Below are 18,598 nucleotides of genomic sequence, written 5' to 3'. Positions count from 1 at the left end.
TGGCTTGCGCGATGCGTTGGTCGCTTGGTTGCCAAATTGGCTTATTGGGATCGTGCATTCTTTTCCTTTAACAAAAAGTTAACGTTTTCAGTCTGGTATTTAGGCTTTACAAAGTCAAAAGATCAGCAAAATAAGCACCTAACAGAGCTGTGTAAACAAAATGTTACATGAAGGCTGGTTTCGAAAAATGGCGCAAATTGGCGCTTATCGCGAGTGGAGATAGGCTTAAAAGAAGACATTCGTAAGGAGGTGCGCAATGACTCAATATCATTCAAAGCCTGTGAGCCAAGAGGGATGGGTTGAGTGGAGCCTCGAAGAAGACGCCATTTGGCACGACTTGGTGACAAGGCAACTGAACGTCATCAACGACCGTGCTTGCGATGCGTATTTACATGGTTTGACCCTGCTTGATCTACCACTAGATAGGGTGCCTCAGCTACCTGAAATAAACAAAGTGCTTAAGGAAACAACCGGTTGGCAGGTACAGCCAGTTCCCGCGTTGATCGATTTTGACCGTTTCTTTGAGTTGCTCGCCAACAAGCGATTTCCTGTTGCGACCTTTTTGAGAACGCGAGACGAGTTTGATTATTTACAAGAACCAGATTTCTTCCATGAAATTTTTGGCCATTGTGCCATGTTGACCAATACCGATTTTGCCGCTTTTACAGAGCATTATGGAAAACTAGGATTGGCGGCAACCCCCAAGCAACGCGCTTATCTTGCGCGCTTGTATTGGTTTACGGTTGAGTTTGGCTTAGTCCAAGAAGGGCAAAAGCTAAAAATCTATGGCGGCGGTATTCTTTCGTCTCCGGCAGAAACCATGTATGCGCTGGAAGGGAAGGTGGCGATTCGTGATGAGTTTGATTTACAAACGGTCCTAAGAACCCCTTACCGTATCGATATTATGCAGCCTAAATATTATGTGATCGGGGCGCTGTCTGAGCTGTTTAAAATCAGTCAGATAAACCTATTACAGCAAGCTGATCTCGCGGCCGAAGCGGGATTATTCCCCCCACTTTTTGAACCCAAGGAACCTGTACATGTTGAATGAACAAAAATGCGAAGCCTGCAGCATTGATGCCATTGCGCTTAATAAAGATGACCAACAATCCTTACTATTGGAGTTGTCTGGCTGGCAGATCATGGAAAGAGACGGCATCCCACAGCTTGAAAAGGTGTATAAGTTTAAGAACTTCAAGCAGGCGTGGGCATTTAGCAATAAAGTGGCAGAGTTGGCGGAAGATCAGTTTCATCACCCTTCCATTTTATTGGAATGGGGCAAAGTCACCGTGACATGGTGGAGCCACTCAATCAAAGGCTTGCACAAAAATGATTTCATCTGCGCCTCACGCTGCGATGTTTTGGCGCTAAGCGAGTGATTTATTGGCTCGGCATGTTCTCGAATCCAATTTTATTTAACGTTCTTATCCAATAGTGCGGACCACCACACGCTTCTACGCCTATACGCATTGTGGGCGCATTTGCTATTTTAGTCAGTAACTTAGAGTAAGTTTTTAACTTGTTAAGTAGGGCTTAGCACTTTTGGTTTGTATTGAATCCGGATTATGGTGCCATGCAAAACGTGTGGTAGTGCGTTTCGGGCTACTTAAGCGGACGTTATGTACCTTTATGGAGAAATAGATTTGAGCACTTCAGTTATACATGTTGATATAAGAGAAGACGGACACTACACACTATTTAAAAATTTGTTTGACGAGTATTCGTCAACACTATCGATAGAAATAGACAGCAATACTGTAAAGCGGTTATTTGAACTGCCATATTTTCACGGTTTTCTCTGTTTCTCTGAAAATCAGCCTGCGGGATTTGCTGTCTGCTTTGAATCTTACTCGACATATCGAGCTAAAAAAATCATCAATATCCATGACTTCATGGTGTCCGATAACTTTCGAGGTCAGGGAATAGGTAAAGTTCTACTTCATGGTATAGAGCAGTATTGCCGTGAGTATGATGTTCTCAAAATAACTCTGGAAGTCGATGACGAAAATACCGTTGCGAAAAGGCTTTACCGCTCCTGTGACTTTGCAGACTATCAAGTTGAGCAAAAAGACCTACAACATTGGCAGAAATATTTGCGCTAATAAGTACATTACAAGAGACTAACATCACAAGAGGCTATGGCGTCAATAGTTAACGTTTTGTACTTTTGGCATCAATGTTGGATCGTATGTTTACGGTGGTTTCATCAAGTTCGGTGGGGCTGTAGTTACCACGTAAGTGGGCGCTACTTCTAACTCATCATACAGGGATAGTTTATGAGTCGTTCAAAAGTTGTTTTAGTTACAGGCGGCAGTCGAGGAATTGGGGCTGCCACTTCGACGTTGTTTGCTGCTCATGGCTACGCGGTATGTATCAATTACAAGTCCAACGCTCTTGCAGCAGAGAACTTAGCATTAGAAATTACGGCTAATGGTGGTCAATGTATCATTGTTCAAGCTGATGTTTCTGATGAACACGAGGTCGTACAGTTATTTGAACGTATTGATCGTGAACTAGGGCAAGTATCTGTTGTGGTAAATAACGCAGGTATTCTTCGTCAGCAATGTCGCCTTGAAGATATGACAGCGGATAGGATTAATACAATCTTTTCGAACAACGTAACGAGCTATTTCTTATGTAGTCGGGAAGGCGTAAAGCGAATGTCTACACGTCATGGTGGTAAGGGTGGTGCGATCATAAACGTTTCATCTGGTGCCGCTCGTTCTGGGTCACCGAATGAATATGTCGATTATGCTGCGTCAAAAGGCGCTATTGATACTCTCACAAAAGGTTTATCACTAGAGGTAGCCTCTGAAGGCATTAGAGTGAATTGTGTACGCCCTGGTCTAATTCATACTGAAATGCACGCTGATGGCGGAGAGCCGGAAAGGGTTGAAAGGCTGAAAAGTATAATACCCCTCCAACGTGGTGGAGAGCCAGAAGAGGTAGCTGAAGCTATCTACTGGCTTGCTTCAGAGAAATCATCATTCTCCACCGGTAATTTTTTAGACTTAGCTGGTGGTCTGTAATGCATACAAAGTCCTTTAGAGTGATGTTCAACGCTTGGCGTAATGACAGGGCATTGAGTTGCTAATCATCCAAACCAGTTTGAAACCAAACTTCAGAGCATATTGAATTAAACTTCAAGATATTTGACTCAATTAGTGTTAATTATGTACTTCACTGTTTACATCGTTAAATGAACATGTTACCGATGTATAAGTGGAGGTTAGCAGTTTCTTGAACTCTGAGGGCATATTCACATGAAAGTAGTATGTGAAACGGAAAGGTTAATTATTAGACAGTTTGAGCTATGTGACACTGAGTTCATTATTCGGTTACTCAATGAGAAGGCGTTTATCCGTTATATAGCAGATAAAAATGTTCATACTGATGAAGACGCAACGAACTATCTTGAGCGTGGCCCATTGGCGAGTTATGCAAAACTAGGTTTTGGTCTTAATTTGGTATCTCTAAAAAGCGACAACACCCCAATTGGTATGTGTGGGGTATTAAAAAGAGACGAGCTGGAATATCCAGACTTAGGTTATGCATTTTTGGCTGAATTTTGTGGTGAAGGCTATGCTAGTGAAGCGGCTGAAAAGACGTTAACAGCAACAATGAAAAATTTCTCATTAGATACCGTTTTTGCTGTCACTCTTCCACATAATTCGCGGTCAAACAGACTACTAGAAAAAGTAGGCTTCAGCTTCAACAAAACAATGGAGCTGTATGGGTTACAAAATAACCTTTACGAGTACCGAGGCTAAACTGCATACAAATGCTTCAAGTGGCTTCATAACGCTCGGCACTTAAGCGGACGCTATGTGAAAGGAGAAAATAATGAGTTCTGGTAACATTAAAAATGTAGTTTTTGACATCGGTAATGTTGTTGTTCGTTGGGCACCTTTAGAGATTGTCAGGCTTACTTTTGGCGAAAGTGATTCCCTCGAAGCGCAAGCGAAATCGATATTTCAGTCCGAAACTTGGCTTAGTTTAAATAAAGGACAGATAACGGAACGTCATGCTAAAGCTCAATATCAGGAAATGATAGGGTTGTCGGATCTAGAATGTGAGCGCCTTTTCTATTACGTTAAACAAACACAAATATTAATCTACGGTTCTGTTGACCTTATAAAACGCTGTAAATCTGCCGGTTATAAAGTGCTAGCGTTAACTGATAATGTTCATGAAATCGTATCTCACTTAAAAGAAACCTATTCATTCTGGGAGTTATTCGATGGCGCAACGGTTTCTGCGGAAGTGGGGTTGCTGAAACCTCAACCAGAAATTTATTATTCGCTACTTTCTCAACATGACTTACAAGCTCCAGAAACGGTGTTCATTGATGACATGGCGTACAACGTTAAAGGTGCAGAGTTAGTTGGTATATCCGCTATTCAGTTTGAAAGTGCATCTCAATGTGAACAAGCCTTAAAATCAATTGGGGTAAAACTTTAATGGTAGAGGCACTGAAGACATTAGGCAGAGGTGCGACCGCTGCGGCGGTCTCTTGCTGGTGTATCGTTCTTAATGGTATTGACGCTGAGGTTTAAATGAAATTGTCATATTTTTTCCTACTGCCCGTTATGGCGTTAGTTGGCTGTACAGGGGAAGAGGAGGAGCAACCCTTTGAAGGGTACTTTACCTACGGACACGAAGTTTCTGATTTTCGCTTATGCAATGAATCCGCCTACTATTGGTTAAATGGTGAGTCTTCTTCAATGAAAGTGATCGAGCAGGCATCCTTACAGCTTTCGGAACAAGTTGGTGAACCGTATCAAGCGATCTACGTTAAATTTATGGGGTTTGTCGACGACCGAGTGCCGGTTGGATTTGAGGAAGAAACGGATGGGTTGCTTTACATGATAGAACTTGTTGAACATTCCGATCAAGCCTCAGCACATTGTCGATAGTTGAGATAATTAGCCACGTCAGCTGACAGCTAATATACGGTATTGCCTATTCCTAATGGTTCCATGAGTCAGACTCATGGCTGAACGTGCAGGTTGGCTTAGCCTACACTTTATTGAATGAAAAGTGACAAGTGCGCATACTTAATATGACTGAGTAAAACTCCCACGACAATAGATAATGTGTTGTTCCCTTAATTATGTATTAATTCCAAGGTGAGATTATTTAGTATCACCTTCGGCCTATAAATATTAAATGACATCCCTTTCGCTACAAAATTTCTGATTTCATATGGTTGTATATTAATTGTTTGGTTTGGTTTAATAATTCTCGAATAAACATATGGTTAAGAGTCGCTCGTAAAAGTGCGCCTTTATTGATGTTTTATGACCGTTTTTAAAATTCTCGGGCATTTATGGATGATAGTCCACAATACTAGTCACAAAATGGTCAATAACGGGCGTGATGACGATTTGGTCACAGTTTTGCTGTTTTTTCATTGGTAAATTAATAATCAAGCCAGAGGGGAGAAATTATGAGAAGCCTGCAAATTGTCGAACTAATAAATGATCAAAGAAGTGCTACAGTTGAGGAAATAGCAGAAGCATTTAATGTTTCCGTAGAAACCATTCGTCGTGACTTAAAAAAACTCGATGAATCTGGTGCACTTAAAAGAGTTCATGGTGGGGCGGTTAGTGTCCAAGAAATTGATGAGGGTCGTTCTTTTCATGCTCGCTCTAGAGACTATTTAGAAGAGAAAGAACTGCTGGTCAGTAAAGCTCTAGATTATATTCAAGAGGGCATGGTGATCGGGCTAGATGCGAGTTCATCGAGTTGGTGCTTAGCACGAGAAATTCCAAACATAAGTTGCACAATTATTACCAACTCCCTTCAGAATGTTATTGCTTTAGAAGGGAAAGACAACATTAGTGTCATTTGTACTGGCGGCAGTTATTCTGAAAAATACAGCAGCTTTTATGGTCCGCTAGCAGTAGATACGCTGACAAATATGTCTGTGGATGTCTGCTTCTTTTCCTGTGTAGGGTTTGATTATGACTCAGGGGTTTGGGATTCAAATGAATATAACTATCAAATAAAAAGAAGTTTTATTGAGATTTCTCAGCAAGTTATTCTCATTGCCGACAAATCAAAATATAAAAAAAGAAGTCTTCTTAAAATATGTGATAGTGAGTCGGTAGATGTAGTGATTACTGACTTGTAATAACGTGAAATAAAACAACGTATAAATTAGAAACCAATAATGTGATTATTAATAAGGATATCTTATGACTGATACTCTCAATATACGTTCGTCTGAATCTCAGAGGAATAATAAAATAGAGGTAATACCAAAGGAAATCAAATTTGCCTTCTGGCTACTTTGTAGTTGTTTCGCAATGTGGGGATTAGCCAATAATATGACGGATGTGCTTATTGCACAATTTCGGAAAGTATTTACTCTGACTGATATGCAATCGGGTTTAGTTCAAACGGCTTTTTATGGTGCTTATTTTTGTTTGGCTTTACCCGCTGCACTTTTTATACAGAAATATAGCTATAAAGCTGGGGTGCTTTTAGGCTTAGGACTATTTGCAACAGGTGCGCTGTTATTTTATCCCGCTGCGCAAGCAATGGAATACTTACCATTCTTGTTAGCGTTATTTGTTCTAGCCGGTGGTCTCTCTATTCTAGAAACCAGTGCCAACCCCTATATTTTAGCGATGGGGCCTGAAGAAACCGCAACACGGCGTCTCAATATTGCCCAAGCGTGCAACCCTATTGGTTCGATCACGGGGGTATTGATTGGAAAATTTTATATCTTATCGCAACTTAACCCTGCAACGGATAGTGAACGTGCGGTGATGGCAGCAGACGAACTGGCACAAATTCAGTCCGACGAATTGTACGCGGTCATGATGCCATACCTCGGTGTAGCGGTTGTTATCGCTCTGATTTGGCTATTGATTCTTAAAACGAAAATGCCAACGGCAAAGGATACAAGCACAACGGGGGACTCAACATTTGGTCAAGCGTACCGCCGTATTGTTAAGCGTAGCCACTTCACAAAAGGTGTATTGGCCCAGTTCTTCTATGTAGGCGCTCAAATTGGCTGTTGGTCATGGACAATTCGTTACGTGATGCAAGAAGTCGGCGGCACGGAAGCGGAAGCATCAACGTATCTCCTGACTTCTATTGTGATTTTTTCTCTTATGCGCTGGGTATGTGTCGCGCTGATGAAACACATTGAGCCGCAAAAACTTCTTGCTGCATTGGCTGCGGTCGCCGCGATGTTAGTTGCTGTCATCATGTTTGCTGGTGGGCTAGCAGGCGCCTATGCATTGGTGGGTGTGTCTGCTTGTATGTCACTGATGTTCCCAACTATTTTTGGGCTGTCTTTAAGAGATTTAGGATCAGATTCTAAGTTTGGTGGCAGTTTCCTCATCATGGCAATCCTAGGTGGCGCAGTACTTACTGCCATCATGGGGCAAATCTCTGACGCAGCAGGTATTGGCGCAGCATTTGTTATTCCATTCATTGGCTTTGTTTACCTCGTCTACTACGGTGCGAAAGGTTACGAAGTTAAGTAGAAATAAGGTTACGAAGTTAAGTAAAGCATTATGCACAGGGGCAGTATTCAGTTTGCCCCTGAATCAAAGAAATAATAAGGAACATCAATTATGTCACAGTTAGTTAAAATCGGTATTCGTCCTACTATCGACGGTCGTCAAATGGGCGTACGAGAATCTCTAGAAGAGCAAACGATGGGGATGGCACAACGGGCTGCCCATTTTATTCAAGAGCACATCCGCCATGCGAGCGGAGAGAAAGTGGAGTGCGTGCTTGCTGATTCGTGTATTGGTGGTGTAGCTGAGTCCGCAGCGACGGCTGACAAGTTTAAACGTGAAAATGTGGGTCTGGTACTAACGGTGACACCTTGCTGGTGCTATGGCACGGAAACGATTGATATGGATCCGCATACGCCAAAAGCGATTTGGGGCTTCAATGGTACCGAGCGTCCTGGTGCGGTTTATCTTGCTGCTGCGATGGCTGGTCATTCACAAGTAGGCTTACCAGCATTCTCAATCTATGGCAAAGAAGTTCAAGATGCGGGTGATGAAACAATCCCTAATGACGTACAAGACAAAATTCTTCGCTTTTGCCGCGCAGGGTTAGCGGTTGCGTCAATGCGAGGCAAATCTTATCTCTCTATGGGATCGGTATCGATGGGTATTGCAGGGTCTGTTGTGAACCCTGAGTTCTTCCAAAAATATCTGGGCATGCGTAATGAATATGTCGATATGACGGAAATCAAGCGCCGCTTGGATCGTGAAGTTTATGACAAGAAAGAATTTGAATTAGCGCGCGCTTGGGCGAGAGATTGGTGTAAAGAAGGGAAAGATTACAACGGCACTCCGTTCACCGAGGAGCGTAAAGCTGAAGATTGGGATACGGTCATTAAGATGACCATGATCATGCGAGATTTGATGCAAGGTAACCCTAAACTGGCAGAACAAGGCTTTGGTGAAGAGTCGCTAGGGCACAACGCCATACTGGCAGGCTTCCAAGGCCAGCGTCATTGGACCGATCACTTACCCAATGGTGATTTTTCTGAGGCTATCTTAAATTCTTCATTCGATTGGAACGGCATTCGCGAGCCCATTTGCGTGGCAACTGAAAACGATGCCTTGAATGGCGTAAACATGATGTTTGGCAAGCTACTGACGGGAGAAGCCCAAGTCTTCCACGATGTACGTACCTACTGGTCTGAAGATGCAGTTGAGCGCGTCACCGGGACTCGCCTAGATTCAGGTTTCTTGCACCTTGTTAACTCCGGTTCCGCGGCCCTCGACGGTGCAGGCAAAGCGAAAACAGCAGAGGGTAAGCCTGCGATGAAGCCGCATTGGGAATTAACGCAAGCTGACGTGGAAGCGTCTCTCAATGCGACGAAATGGTGTCCTGCCATTGAAGAATACTTCCGCGGGGGCGGCTTCTCATCTCAATTCCTAACGGAAGGCGGCATGCCGTTTACTATGCATCGTGTCAACATTATTGCAGGTATTGGCCCTGTGTTGCAAATTGCTGAAGGGCACTCTATCGAACTGCCTGAAGACGTACATAATATTTTAAACGAACGTACTAACGCGACTTGGCCGACTACCTGGTTTGTGCCGCGTTTGACGGGGGAAGGAACATTTAAATCCGTTTATGACGTCATGGCCAATTGGGGTGCTAACCACTGTGTGATCACCTCAGGCCACGTGGGTGCCGATTTGATTTCGCTTGCGGCCATGCTGCGTATTCCGGTATCGATGCATAACGTCGATAGTCAAGACATTTTCCGTCCACATACTTGGTCTGCATTTGGTCAGGATATAGAAGGACAAGATTACCGTGCTTGTCAGAACTTCGGCCCTATCTATAAGTAATGAATTGGTCATTAAGTAGGTAACGAATTTTGCCTGCCCTCTTTTGGGGTAGGCCTGAAAGGGGGGGGGAGTTATGTCGATTGCTATTATTCTTGATTGCGGTGCTACCAACGTTCGCTCAATCGCGATCAATCAAAAGGGTGAAATTGTTGCGTCGCACTATATTGCTAACGAGACACTTCAAAGTGGTACAAGCCATGTTTGGGATTTTCAACAAATATGGAAAAAGCTCGTTGAATGTTCAAAGCAAGTCACGGCTCAAATTAATTCAACGGATATTGTCGCCGTTTCTGTTACAACCTTTGGGGTGGACGGTGCGCCCTTCGATAAAGATGGAAAACAGATCTATCCCATTATTTCATGGAAATGTGCTCGCACTGCGCCAGTGATGAGCCAGATCGCTCAAGATATTGACCGCGATGAATTGTATTTGGCTAATGGCATTGGGGACTATTCATTTAATACCTTATTCAAACTTAAGTGGTTGAAGGACAATGAACCAAACGTTTATCGCAATATGGATAAGTGGGTGTTTATTTCGTCCATGCTGACTCAAAAACTGACGGGTGAGTTGACCACTGACCGAACCATGGCTGGAACATCGATGATGACTGATCTAGACAGCGGTGACTGGAACGAAGGGGTATTACAGTATTTGGAACTGACAACATCGCACTTTCCGCCAACGGTGGAAGCAGGCGAAATTGTGGGTTGTTTAAAAGACGATGTTGCCTTTTTGTTAGGCATTCCAAATAAAGTGCCGGTGATTTCCGCAGGTCATGATACTCAGTTTGCTTTATTTGGGTCAGGTGCCAAAGAGAACCAGTCTTTCTTAAGTTCTGGTACGTGGGAGATTTTGATGGCTCGCTCGCCACGGCCTCAATTAAAACCAGACTACCTAAAACAAGGTATGACAACGGAGTTGGATGCTAAAAATGGCTTGTTTAACCCCGCTATTCAATGGCTCTCCAGCGCGGTAATGGAGTGGGTCGCCAACACTTATTTTGCTGATGTTGTCGAGAGTGGCAATAAATACGCAGTGATGGTCGCAGAAGGGGAGGCGGCACCTATTGGTGCGAATGGCGTTAGATTTGACCCATCCTTCTTACTTGATGCAAAGGGTCAAGGCAACGGTGCTATTACCGGCCTATCAATTAACACCACGAGGGGGGAAATATACCGCGCTGCGCTGGAAGGGCTAGCCATCAAACTTATGCACAGTTTGAATGTGCTTTCCACGACTTGTGGTTTAAACACTGAGAGTTTAATGGTGGTAGGCGGTGGGTCTAAAAATACGCTGTGGAACCAAATAAGAGCTGACGTTGTTGGTATCCCTATTCATGTCGTTGAACAACCTGAAGCCACGGTGACAGGGGCGGCGATGTATGCTTTTGCAGGGGCGGAGGTATTCATTGATGCTAATCATGCTCAAGAAAATATGAAGCCATCTTATCAAGTCATCACCCCGTCAAAGAACCGTGAACAATACGCACAGTTATTAGAGGAAATGCACCATGCTTAAAGGAATACATCCGGCAATAAGCCCAGATCTGCTTGCCGTATTAAGTCGAATGGGGCATGGCGATGAAATCTTATTTGCCGATGCTCATTTTCCCGCAGAGACGTTTGGGTCACATGTTGTATTACGAGCGGATGGGGTGAATATCGACACGCTCCTAGAAGGTGCAATGCCGCTGTTTGAGTTAGACGCTTATTGTCCATGCCCTCTCATTATGATGCAGGCGGTAGAAGGTGACCAACTCGACCCAACTGTTGAATCAAAATATATGGCCGCTATCACAAAGACCACTGTAGACAGACCCGCGTTAGAGCAAATGGATCGTTTTGATTTTTACGACCGTGCCGAAAAATGCTTTGCAATTGTACTGACGGGCGAAACCGCCAAATACGGAAACATCATTTTAAAGAAAGGCGTAACGCCTGCTTAAGGAAGTAATACGATGACAATAACAAGAACTGAAATAGCACAAGACATTATCGATACATGTTTAGAGATGACGAAGTTGGGATTGAACCAAGGCACCGCAGGTAATGTCTCCGCTCGTTTTGAAAATGGCTTACTGATCACGCCAACAGGGATTGAGTATGAGAAGTTAACGCCGGATCATATTGTTTTTGTAAGTAATGAAGGCGAGTTTGAGGAAGGTAAAATTCCATCGAGTGAATGGGCTTTCCACCTAACATGTTATAACGCAAGAGAGGATTGTCATGCCGTTGTTCACAACCATGCCATTAACGCGACAGCAGTTTCTATACTCAATCGTCCAATCCAAGCGATCCACTATATGGTCGCAGCATCGGGCACAACGGAAATACCTTGTGTTCCTTATGCTACCTTTGGCTCTCCTGAGTTGGCTGACTATGTAGATGGTGGCATTCGTCAAAGTAAATCCATTCTTCTTCAGCATCACGGCATGATCACGGTAGGCGAAAACCTGAAAAAAGCGCTGTGGTTAGCTCATGAAACGGAGGTGTTAGCGGAGCTCTATCTCAAATGCGCGGCGATTCAATCAAATGTTCCGGTTCTTCCAACCCAAGAAATGAACCATGTTTTAGATAAATTCAAAACGTATGGTTTACGCGTTGAGAAGTAATTGAGAAGTAATCGAGATTAGCCCGATCGGTCGGGCTCTTACCATAAAGGAATAACTATGGTGTTTGCATTAAATTTACCTAAGCTATCATTATCTGGCGTAGGTGCAGTGGCAGAATCTGTGGCTGTCTTAGACGCCCAGCCCGTGAAAAAAGCGATGATAGTGACCGATAAAAACCTGATTGAGTTAGGTATATTAGATTCTCTTTATCGGGCGCTCGATGACAAAGGTTTCGACTATGTAACCTTTGATAATGTCACCCCCAATCCAACCGTTAACCTTGTAAATGAAGGTGCTGAGTTCTATAACAAACATGCCTGTGATTGCTTTATTGCTGTCGGTGGTGGTAGCCCAATTGATTGCGCAAAAGCGATTCGTATTGTCACATCAAATGAAGGTGATATTACCGCTTATAATGGCGTCGGCTTGGTTAAGAACCAAGGGGCGTTCTTTATTGCCATTAATACAACGGCGGGGACCGCGGCTGAAATGACGTCTAACTCGGTGATCACCGATGAAGTGAAGCAAGTTAAAATGGTCTTAGTGGATACAAAGCAAATTCCAGACGTTGCGGTCAACGATCCCTCGTTAATGGTGGGTTTGCCATCATCCGTCACTGCGGCGACGGGCATGGATGCGCTTACGCATGCCATCGAGTCTATTGTGACGCCAGGCGCACATCGTCTAACTCTCCCCACGGCGCTTGAGGCGGTTAAGTTGATTGCGAAATGGTTGCCTGTTGCGGTAAAGGAGGGAGCTAACATCGAAGCACGAGCAGCACTTGCGGATGCGCAGTTTTTAGCGGGGATGTCATTTAACTCTGCGGGGTTAGGTGCCGTTCACGCGTTGTCACATCAGCCGTCGGCGACGCATAACTTAGCGCATGGTGTTTGTAATGCGATCTTGCTACCAGTGGTGAGTGCATTCAATGCTCAAACCGCGCCAAGTGCATTTAGATCGGTAGCAGAAGCGATGGGGGGAGATACCTCACAGCTAAATGATAGTGATGCCGCTTCATTAGCGGTTGAATGTATTCGGCAGCTGTCGACTGAAGTTGGTATCCCGTCAGGACTTGCTTGCCTTGGAATAGAGGATTCCGATATTGATGGTTGGGTGCAAAAAGCCATGGATGATGTGTGTATGGGAGGCAACCCGCGCATATTGACTGGTGAAGATGTATTTGGCCTTTATAGGTCTGCCTTATAGCGACACGGATGCACCTTCACTCATATATGGTCTATTTGAACGAATTAAAAAAGGCTTATCGATGAACGACGTCGATAAGCCTTAAATATAGAATTTACCCTACATTACCTATTTGGCGGTTTCTATCGTGTTGACAAAATTCGCTATATTTGGCAGCGGGAAGAGGCCAGCTAAACAGAAATCCCTGCCCCCAACGACAACCATGTTGTAGAAGAATATGCATTTGCTCGGTTGTTTGGATGCCTTCTGCAATGACATTGATGCCCAACTCATTCGCCATCTGCAGTGTTGAAGTGACGATCGTCATGTCATCGGCACTGAGCTGATTGATGAAAATACGGTCTATTTTGAGGCTATCTACTGGTAATTGTTTGAGGTAACTAAGTGATGAGTATCCTGTCCCGTAGTCGTCGATGGCTATTTTGACGCCGACCTTTTTTAATTCAGTAATCAGATCAATAGCATGGTGTATATTTTTCATCAATACACTTTCGGTGATTTCCAGTTCGAGTGAATCAGCGGCTACACCATACTGTTGTAGGGGAGTTGTCACGTCCTTTATCAGCCTACCCGACATGAGCTGTACAACGGACACGTTGACGGACACTTTTTGGTGGTAAATACCTTGGTTTCGCCACTCTTTAATTTTTCTACAAGCCTTTTCAATGACCCAAGCACCGATGGGGATGATTTCGCCCGATAGTTCTGCGATAGGGATAAATGAGTCTGGTGAAATCACACCATAATGAGGGTGATTCCAGCGAAGTAAGCACTCGCAGCCGATGTGTTTTCCAGAGGCAAGCTCTATAATCGGTTGGTAGTACAATTCTAACTGGTTCTTTTCCAGTGCCTGAGGCAGCTCTGATTCAATAAATAATTTTGCTCTTGCTTGTTTTCTTAATATGTCGGAATAACAAAAATAGCCAACCGATGACTCTTTGGCTTTATACATGGCAGTGTCTGCCGAGCGAATAAGGTCTTGGACATTATTGCCATCTTTGGGGTATATAGCGATGCCAATGCTAGTGGAAATAATAAGCGACTCCTTGTCAATATTTATTGGCGTACGCAAACCGTGAATCAGTTTTTTAGAGACGGTAACCGCTTGGTCTATACTCGTGAGGTTTTCTAGAAGAATGGTAAATTCATCACCGCCAAAACGAGCGAGAGTGTCGCCGCACCGTAGTTTTGTCGCAAAAATATTCGCGACTTCGAGAAGTAATCGATCACCAAAATTATGACCAAAACTATCATTGACATGTTTAAAGCGATTTAAGTCTAAAAAGAGTATCGCAACCACTTTGTCAGAGCGCTCGGCTAAAGTCAGTGCATGGGTCGTTTTTTCAATGAACATACGGCGATTAGGTAGGTTGGTGAGCGAGTCATTAAATGCATATTTTTTGAGTTGATCCCTTGATGTCTCCAGTTCTTTTGTTCGTTGTTTCACTTGGGTTAACAGAACCTTATGGTTGCTGAATAAGGTAATAATAAGCAACACACACAGGGCCCCGAATGCCGATTTATAGATAAGGAAGGTAACGGAGTCAGTGGCTTGTAATAATGTTAGTGCTTCAGGAGAAACTGATAGAATTACCCTCCAATTTCGTGTCGCAACCTGCTGAATAAATGAAAACTCGATGGCACTTTTTGTTGGCGTATCGTGGGAAGGATTGTACAAATAAATCACGTCATCATTAGCGTTAGTATCCAGTATTTTTACGTTCATATAGTGCGTGGAAGTGTTGGCTAGGCTAGCTGTAACAATATCATGCACCACAAAAACGCCTACCGCAAAGCCTGATAGATTGAAAGAGCGGGTGAGAATATTATTGTTGAGGGATGGTCCTTGATTGATAGGGGTAAAAATTAAAAATCCAGACTCTTGGGTATCGACTTGAACCAGTTGAATAATTTCGGTGGCAATGGGGGAGTTGAGATTTTGCGCTTTAATCATAGCCTCTCGTCTAGCGGCATTGGAAAAAACGTTAAAGCCAAATGCTTTTTCATTGGAGGCAAAAGGCTCAATCCATTTAACGACAACAAAAGGATCCTCTGGTTGCAGTGGAGTGCCGCGTACTTTAAATATTGCGGAAGTCTGTTTATTTACATCCTCTTCAAGTGTGGCAATCTGAGCTTGCTCGATGACTGGGTTCCAGGAAAAAGCTTTGAGACCTTGAGTTTGATTGATGAGCGGTAGCGCTATGTGTTGAAACTCATCCCGGGTGATGTCGTTGTTACCGGAGAGGTTTAGGGCGAGTTGGGCGAGCGAATGCAGATAATTTTCGACCTGATGATTGAGTGCTTTCTCCATGAGTTCTGACTGGATGCGGGTTTGGTTGATACTATTCTCTTTTATGGATTCATCGGTGTATTTTTGAATGAAAATAAGAGCCATAAGCACTAAAAACATTGGAAAAACAAGCGCTTGATAATGGTTTAAAGTGTGTGGGAAATCGCCTCTAGAACGAAACAATACCAATATGATAGGTGTGACGATGATGACGCCTAAGAAGTCCCCTAACCACCAAATAACGACGTTGGTCCAATAAGTTTCGCGATGGGTTACTGTTAATGGTACCTCAATTAATACATTGCCGATTAAGCTCGCTATTAGACAGCACACTAGAGCAAGGCCAATAAATTGGACGACTTTACGTAGACCTGGTGCGTCAACAATATTCAGCGACAGGTAGGTTAATAAACGATAGTTAACCCAAGCTTGAAGCGCTGAGCCCATTCCAATTCCAATGGATAACAGTATCGTAGAGAATTCTAAATCATGGCTGTTTAAGACAGTAATGCCAAGGTTGAAAATAACTGAGCCTGCCACAATGGCGGGTAAGAATCTGGCTTGCCATAGTAGGCACCCCGCAAGAGCGATACCTGCTGGTGGCCATAATGACACGACTTGGCTTTGAGGGCTCAATAAAGAAAAGAGATACGCTGATACGACATAAAGGCCTAACAAGCTGACGTAGGCATAGTTAGAAAAAACGGAACTGTGTTGGTAAGGAAATAATGAGCTTAACGTTGTCGGCTTATTCTTGTTATGAGTCTGGTCGTCATCAAAGTTCATTAAAAGCACCGAATGTTTGTGGCGAAACGTTATTAAGTGTAGCCAAGAGGTGGTGCATTGACATTTTTGATAATAGTTCAAAGGGTGAAATGGCCTTTGTCCTGTCATCATTGGCATACCCCTTAGATTAGGACATAAAACGGTAATGTTTAATAATATCTGTGTTGTTTGGGGGGGGGGGATGAATATGGTCTGATTATTATGGATTGTGAAGATAGAGACTATTAATTGTGAAGTAAGAGACGGTAATATTGACAATTAAGAGGCGTATATCCCCGTCAAAAAAACGGAGATTTTACGGTTTTTTGGCGATAGCTTTTGGCAAGCCGTTCTATTAGCCTCTAACTCATTATCCTTGGGGGTGTGTTCTATTGATAACTTTCTGCCAAGCTTACTTAAACAATTTGAACGCCATTTCCCATTAGTCGCTCTGGTGTTAATAGGACACTTTCTGATTCATCATCCGTTTCAGCGCAAAGCAGCATGCATTCAGAGACTTCACCGCGCATCTTCATTTTTTCTAGGTTACATAGCACGACGACAGATTTTCCGGTTAACTCTTCTTCGCGGTAGTAGGGCACAAGACTTGTCACCGTTTGTAGCGTTTTACTGCCGACGTCGACTTGGACGATGTATAACTTATCGGCGTTCGAATGGCGTTTTACGTCCGTTATTGTTCCGGTTTTAATATCCAATTTTGAAAAATCGGAGAATTTAATCGTTTTCATAGTCATTCCTGCTTGTTTTAGTAAAGTTTTACTTACGTTATCATTTTGACTCAATATTGCAAGTTGCATGCGAGGGTTAAGTTTGTGGTGGTTCGCCGTCCTGATGCCTGGTTGATGGGTTCTTTGGGGAAGTGGCTCAATAGGTTCATTACTGGTGAAATCAAATTTTACTAAAAATGCGTACATTTCTTGTCGATTTGATTACAATAATGAAAGTCAAATAGTCGCCCACAAAATAGTGAGCCTTGCCAAAAGGTATTAAGGAATGGCAACGTTAAAAGAAATCGCTAATGAAGCGAATGTGTCTTTAGCTACCGTATCACGTGTTCTTAACGATGATCCCACGTTGAGTGTGAAAGAAGAGACCAAGCTTCGCATACTGGAAATCGCAGAAAAGTTAGAATACAAAACCAGTAGCTCAAAAAAATCAGTGTTAAGCAAAAAACAGCAGCATCATTTTTTAGCGGTCTACAATTACAAGCAAGAAGCAGAAGTGAATGATCCTTACTATCTCTCGATTCGTCATGGGATCGAAATGCAATGTAACAAGCTGGGGATAGAGCTAACGAACTGTTATAACAATAAATTACCGACTGAAAATATGAAGGTGACAGGTGTACTTGTTGTCGGTCGTAATAGTGCAGCATTGTTGGATAAGGTAACAAAGTATACCGACAATATTTGCTTTGTAGATTTTAGTGACTCGAGTGTTCCTTACGACTCTGTAGATATCGATCTGACGCGAATTAGTAAAGAAATTGCGGACTACTTCATTGAACAGGGTTACAAGCGAATTGGCTTTATTGGTGGGCAAGACCAACCAAATACCGCGGATATTCGTGAAAAGGCCTTTGCTGAATACGGCTGTTTAAAGGGAGTGGTTTCGCCGGATGACATCTATCGCGGCGATTTTTCTAGTGCTTCAGGGTATAAGCTTGCAAAGGAGATGTTAGCCAAACCGTCTTTTCCGAGTGCGTTGTTTATTGCATCCGATTCTATTGCTATTGGGGTTTTAAGAGCAATACATGAACATGGTTTAACCATCCCAGATGACATCGCACTCATTAGTATTAATGATATTCCAACAGCAAGATTTACCTACCCATCACTATCGACGGTGCGAATTCATTCAGAAATGATGGGGATTCAAGGAACTAACCTTTTAGTGGAGCGGGCCAGAGATGGTCGAACCCTTCCTTTACAAGTGTATGTGCCAAGTAAGCTGAAGCTGCGTAATACCACCAAATAGCCGTATCTTCGTCTATGGCGAGTCATTAACGATATCTTTATAGTGAATCCATTATTCAATAAAGATATCGTATTCACTCGTAGACACCGTTGTTAATCTACCTCTACCTCTACCTCTACCTCTACCTCTACCTCAGAACCTGCACTCCTGTCGTTTTACCATCCCATGTTTTACTAAAATTCTGCAATCTAACTCACAGAATTGATGCACTCATCAATAAAAATGTGATCGGGTTAATATTGGGGAGTTTTACCTATTATGTTTTACTAAAACTTTTACTAATATCCGTGTCAGGTTACATGATTAAGTCAGAGCGCATCAAATCGGCTCTTTTTAGATTAATGAAAGCACGGTCGTTTTAGACCCGGAGGTTAGACGTGAAT

Annotated in this window: 17 protein-coding genes and 1 pseudogene; 15 read left to right on the top strand and 3 right to left on the bottom strand. The window is 43.2% G+C overall.

What is annotated here, in order from left to right:
- The first annotated feature begins 256 nt into the window (after positions 1-256).
- Both phhA and L4D05_RS07755 read left to right on the top strand, forming a co-directional pair.
- The gene (gene phhA, locus L4D05_RS07760) at positions 257-1,051 is read left to right on the top strand and encodes a phenylalanine 4-monooxygenase (protein WP_428793534.1); all 795 of its coding nucleotides are present in this window, start codon (positions 257-259) and stop codon (positions 1,049-1,051) included.
- The gene (locus L4D05_RS07755; protein ID WP_428793533.1) at positions 1,041-1,379 is read left to right on the top strand and encodes a 4a-hydroxytetrahydrobiopterin dehydratase; all 339 of its coding nucleotides are present in this window, start codon (positions 1,041-1,043) and stop codon (positions 1,377-1,379) included. Before phhA ends, L4D05_RS07755 begins: the two co-directional genes overlap by 11 nt.
- A gap of 19 nt (positions 1,380-1,398) precedes the next feature.
- Here the strand turns inward: L4D05_RS07755 and L4D05_RS07750 are convergent.
- Positions 1,399-1,530 (bottom strand): annotated as a pseudogene (locus tag L4D05_RS07750) (IS110 family transposase); the annotation flags it as partial.
- Positions 1,531-1,643: 113 nt separating this feature from the next.
- Here L4D05_RS07750 and L4D05_RS07745 point away from each other — a divergent pair.
- The 12 genes from L4D05_RS07745 to L4D05_RS07690 all read left to right on the top strand — a co-directional run bounded on the left by L4D05_RS07745 (position 1,644) and on the right by L4D05_RS07690 (position 13,162).
- Positions 1,644-2,102 carry a GNAT family N-acetyltransferase gene (locus L4D05_RS07745; RefSeq protein WP_428793532.1) on the top strand — a complete coding sequence of 153 codons (459 nt, stop codon included), beginning with the start codon at positions 1,644-1,646 and terminating at the stop codon, positions 2,100-2,102.
- Positions 2,103-2,276: 174 nt separating this feature from the next.
- Positions 2,277-3,029 carry an SDR family oxidoreductase gene (locus L4D05_RS07740; RefSeq protein WP_428793531.1) on the top strand — a complete coding sequence of 251 codons (753 nt, stop codon included), beginning with the start codon at positions 2,277-2,279 and terminating at the stop codon, positions 3,027-3,029.
- A 234-nt stretch (positions 3,030-3,263) separates the two neighbouring features.
- Positions 3,264-3,770, top strand: coding sequence for a GNAT family N-acetyltransferase (locus L4D05_RS07735; RefSeq protein WP_428793530.1), 507 nt, complete (start codon positions 3,264-3,266; stop codon positions 3,768-3,770).
- Positions 3,771-3,843: 73 nt separating this feature from the next.
- Positions 3,844-4,461: an HAD family hydrolase gene (locus L4D05_RS07730; RefSeq protein ID WP_428793529.1), complete on the top strand. Its 618-nt coding sequence runs from the start codon at positions 3,844-3,846 to the stop codon at positions 4,459-4,461.
- A 95-nt stretch (positions 4,462-4,556) separates the two neighbouring features.
- The gene (locus L4D05_RS07725; protein WP_428793528.1) at positions 4,557-4,916 is read left to right on the top strand and encodes a hypothetical protein; all 360 of its coding nucleotides are present in this window, start codon (positions 4,557-4,559) and stop codon (positions 4,914-4,916) included.
- Positions 4,917-5,449: 533 nt separating this feature from the next.
- The gene (locus L4D05_RS07720; protein WP_428793527.1) at positions 5,450-6,136 is read left to right on the top strand and encodes a DeoR/GlpR family DNA-binding transcription regulator; all 687 of its coding nucleotides are present in this window, start codon (positions 5,450-5,452) and stop codon (positions 6,134-6,136) included.
- A 64-nt stretch (positions 6,137-6,200) separates the two neighbouring features.
- Positions 6,201-7,502 (top strand): L-fucose:H+ symporter permease, encoded by a 1,302-nt coding sequence (gene fucP / locus L4D05_RS07715; protein WP_428793526.1) that lies wholly within the window; start codon positions 6,201-6,203, stop codon positions 7,500-7,502.
- A 90-nt stretch (positions 7,503-7,592) separates the two neighbouring features.
- Complete coding sequence (locus L4D05_RS07710) at positions 7,593-9,341, top strand: L-fucose isomerase (protein WP_428793525.1); 1,749 nt, start codon at positions 7,593-7,595, stop codon at positions 9,339-9,341.
- Positions 9,342-9,414: 73 nt separating this feature from the next.
- Positions 9,415-10,863, top strand: coding sequence for an L-fuculokinase (gene fucK, locus L4D05_RS07705; protein WP_428793524.1), 1,449 nt, complete (start codon positions 9,415-9,417; stop codon positions 10,861-10,863).
- The gene (gene fucU, locus L4D05_RS07700; protein ID WP_428793523.1) at positions 10,856-11,290 is read left to right on the top strand and encodes an L-fucose mutarotase; all 435 of its coding nucleotides are present in this window, start codon (positions 10,856-10,858) and stop codon (positions 11,288-11,290) included. The genes fucK and fucU overlap by 8 nt, the downstream gene beginning before the upstream one ends.
- A 12-nt stretch (positions 11,291-11,302) precedes the next feature.
- The gene (locus tag L4D05_RS07695) at positions 11,303-11,956 is read left to right on the top strand and encodes an L-fuculose-phosphate aldolase (protein ID WP_428793522.1); all 654 of its coding nucleotides are present in this window, start codon (positions 11,303-11,305) and stop codon (positions 11,954-11,956) included.
- A gap of 57 nt (positions 11,957-12,013) precedes the next feature.
- Positions 12,014-13,162, top strand: coding sequence for an iron-containing alcohol dehydrogenase (locus L4D05_RS07690; RefSeq protein ID WP_428793521.1), 1,149 nt, complete (start codon positions 12,014-12,016; stop codon positions 13,160-13,162).
- 94 nt (positions 13,163-13,256) lie between these two features.
- On the opposite strand, the gene L4D05_RS07685 is transcribed toward L4D05_RS07690, so the two are convergent.
- Positions 13,257-16,238, bottom strand: a complete 2,982-nt coding sequence (locus L4D05_RS07685) for an EAL domain-containing protein (protein ID WP_428793520.1) — start codon at positions 16,236-16,238, stop codon at positions 13,257-13,259.
- Positions 16,239-16,633: 395 nt separating this feature from the next.
- Entirely contained in the window at positions 16,634-16,966 is a 333-nt protein-coding gene (locus L4D05_RS07680) for a tRNA-binding protein (protein ID WP_428793519.1), read from the bottom strand.
- A gap of 265 nt (positions 16,967-17,231) precedes the next feature.
- On the opposite strand from L4D05_RS07680, the gene ebgR reads away from it, so the two are divergent.
- The gene (gene ebgR / locus L4D05_RS07675; protein ID WP_428793518.1) at positions 17,232-18,215 is read left to right on the top strand and encodes a transcriptional regulator EbgR; all 984 of its coding nucleotides are present in this window, start codon (positions 17,232-17,234) and stop codon (positions 18,213-18,215) included.
- Positions 18,216-18,598 lie beyond the last annotated feature (383 nt).

It is taken from the genome of Vibrio nomapromontoriensis (assembly GCF_050337205.1).
GTDB classification, from domain to species: Bacteria; Pseudomonadota; Gammaproteobacteria; order Enterobacterales; family Vibrionaceae; genus Vibrio; species Vibrio nomapromontoriensis.
Note: the sequence above shows the minus strand (reverse complement) of the source record. Positions and strands in the feature narration are given on the sequence as shown.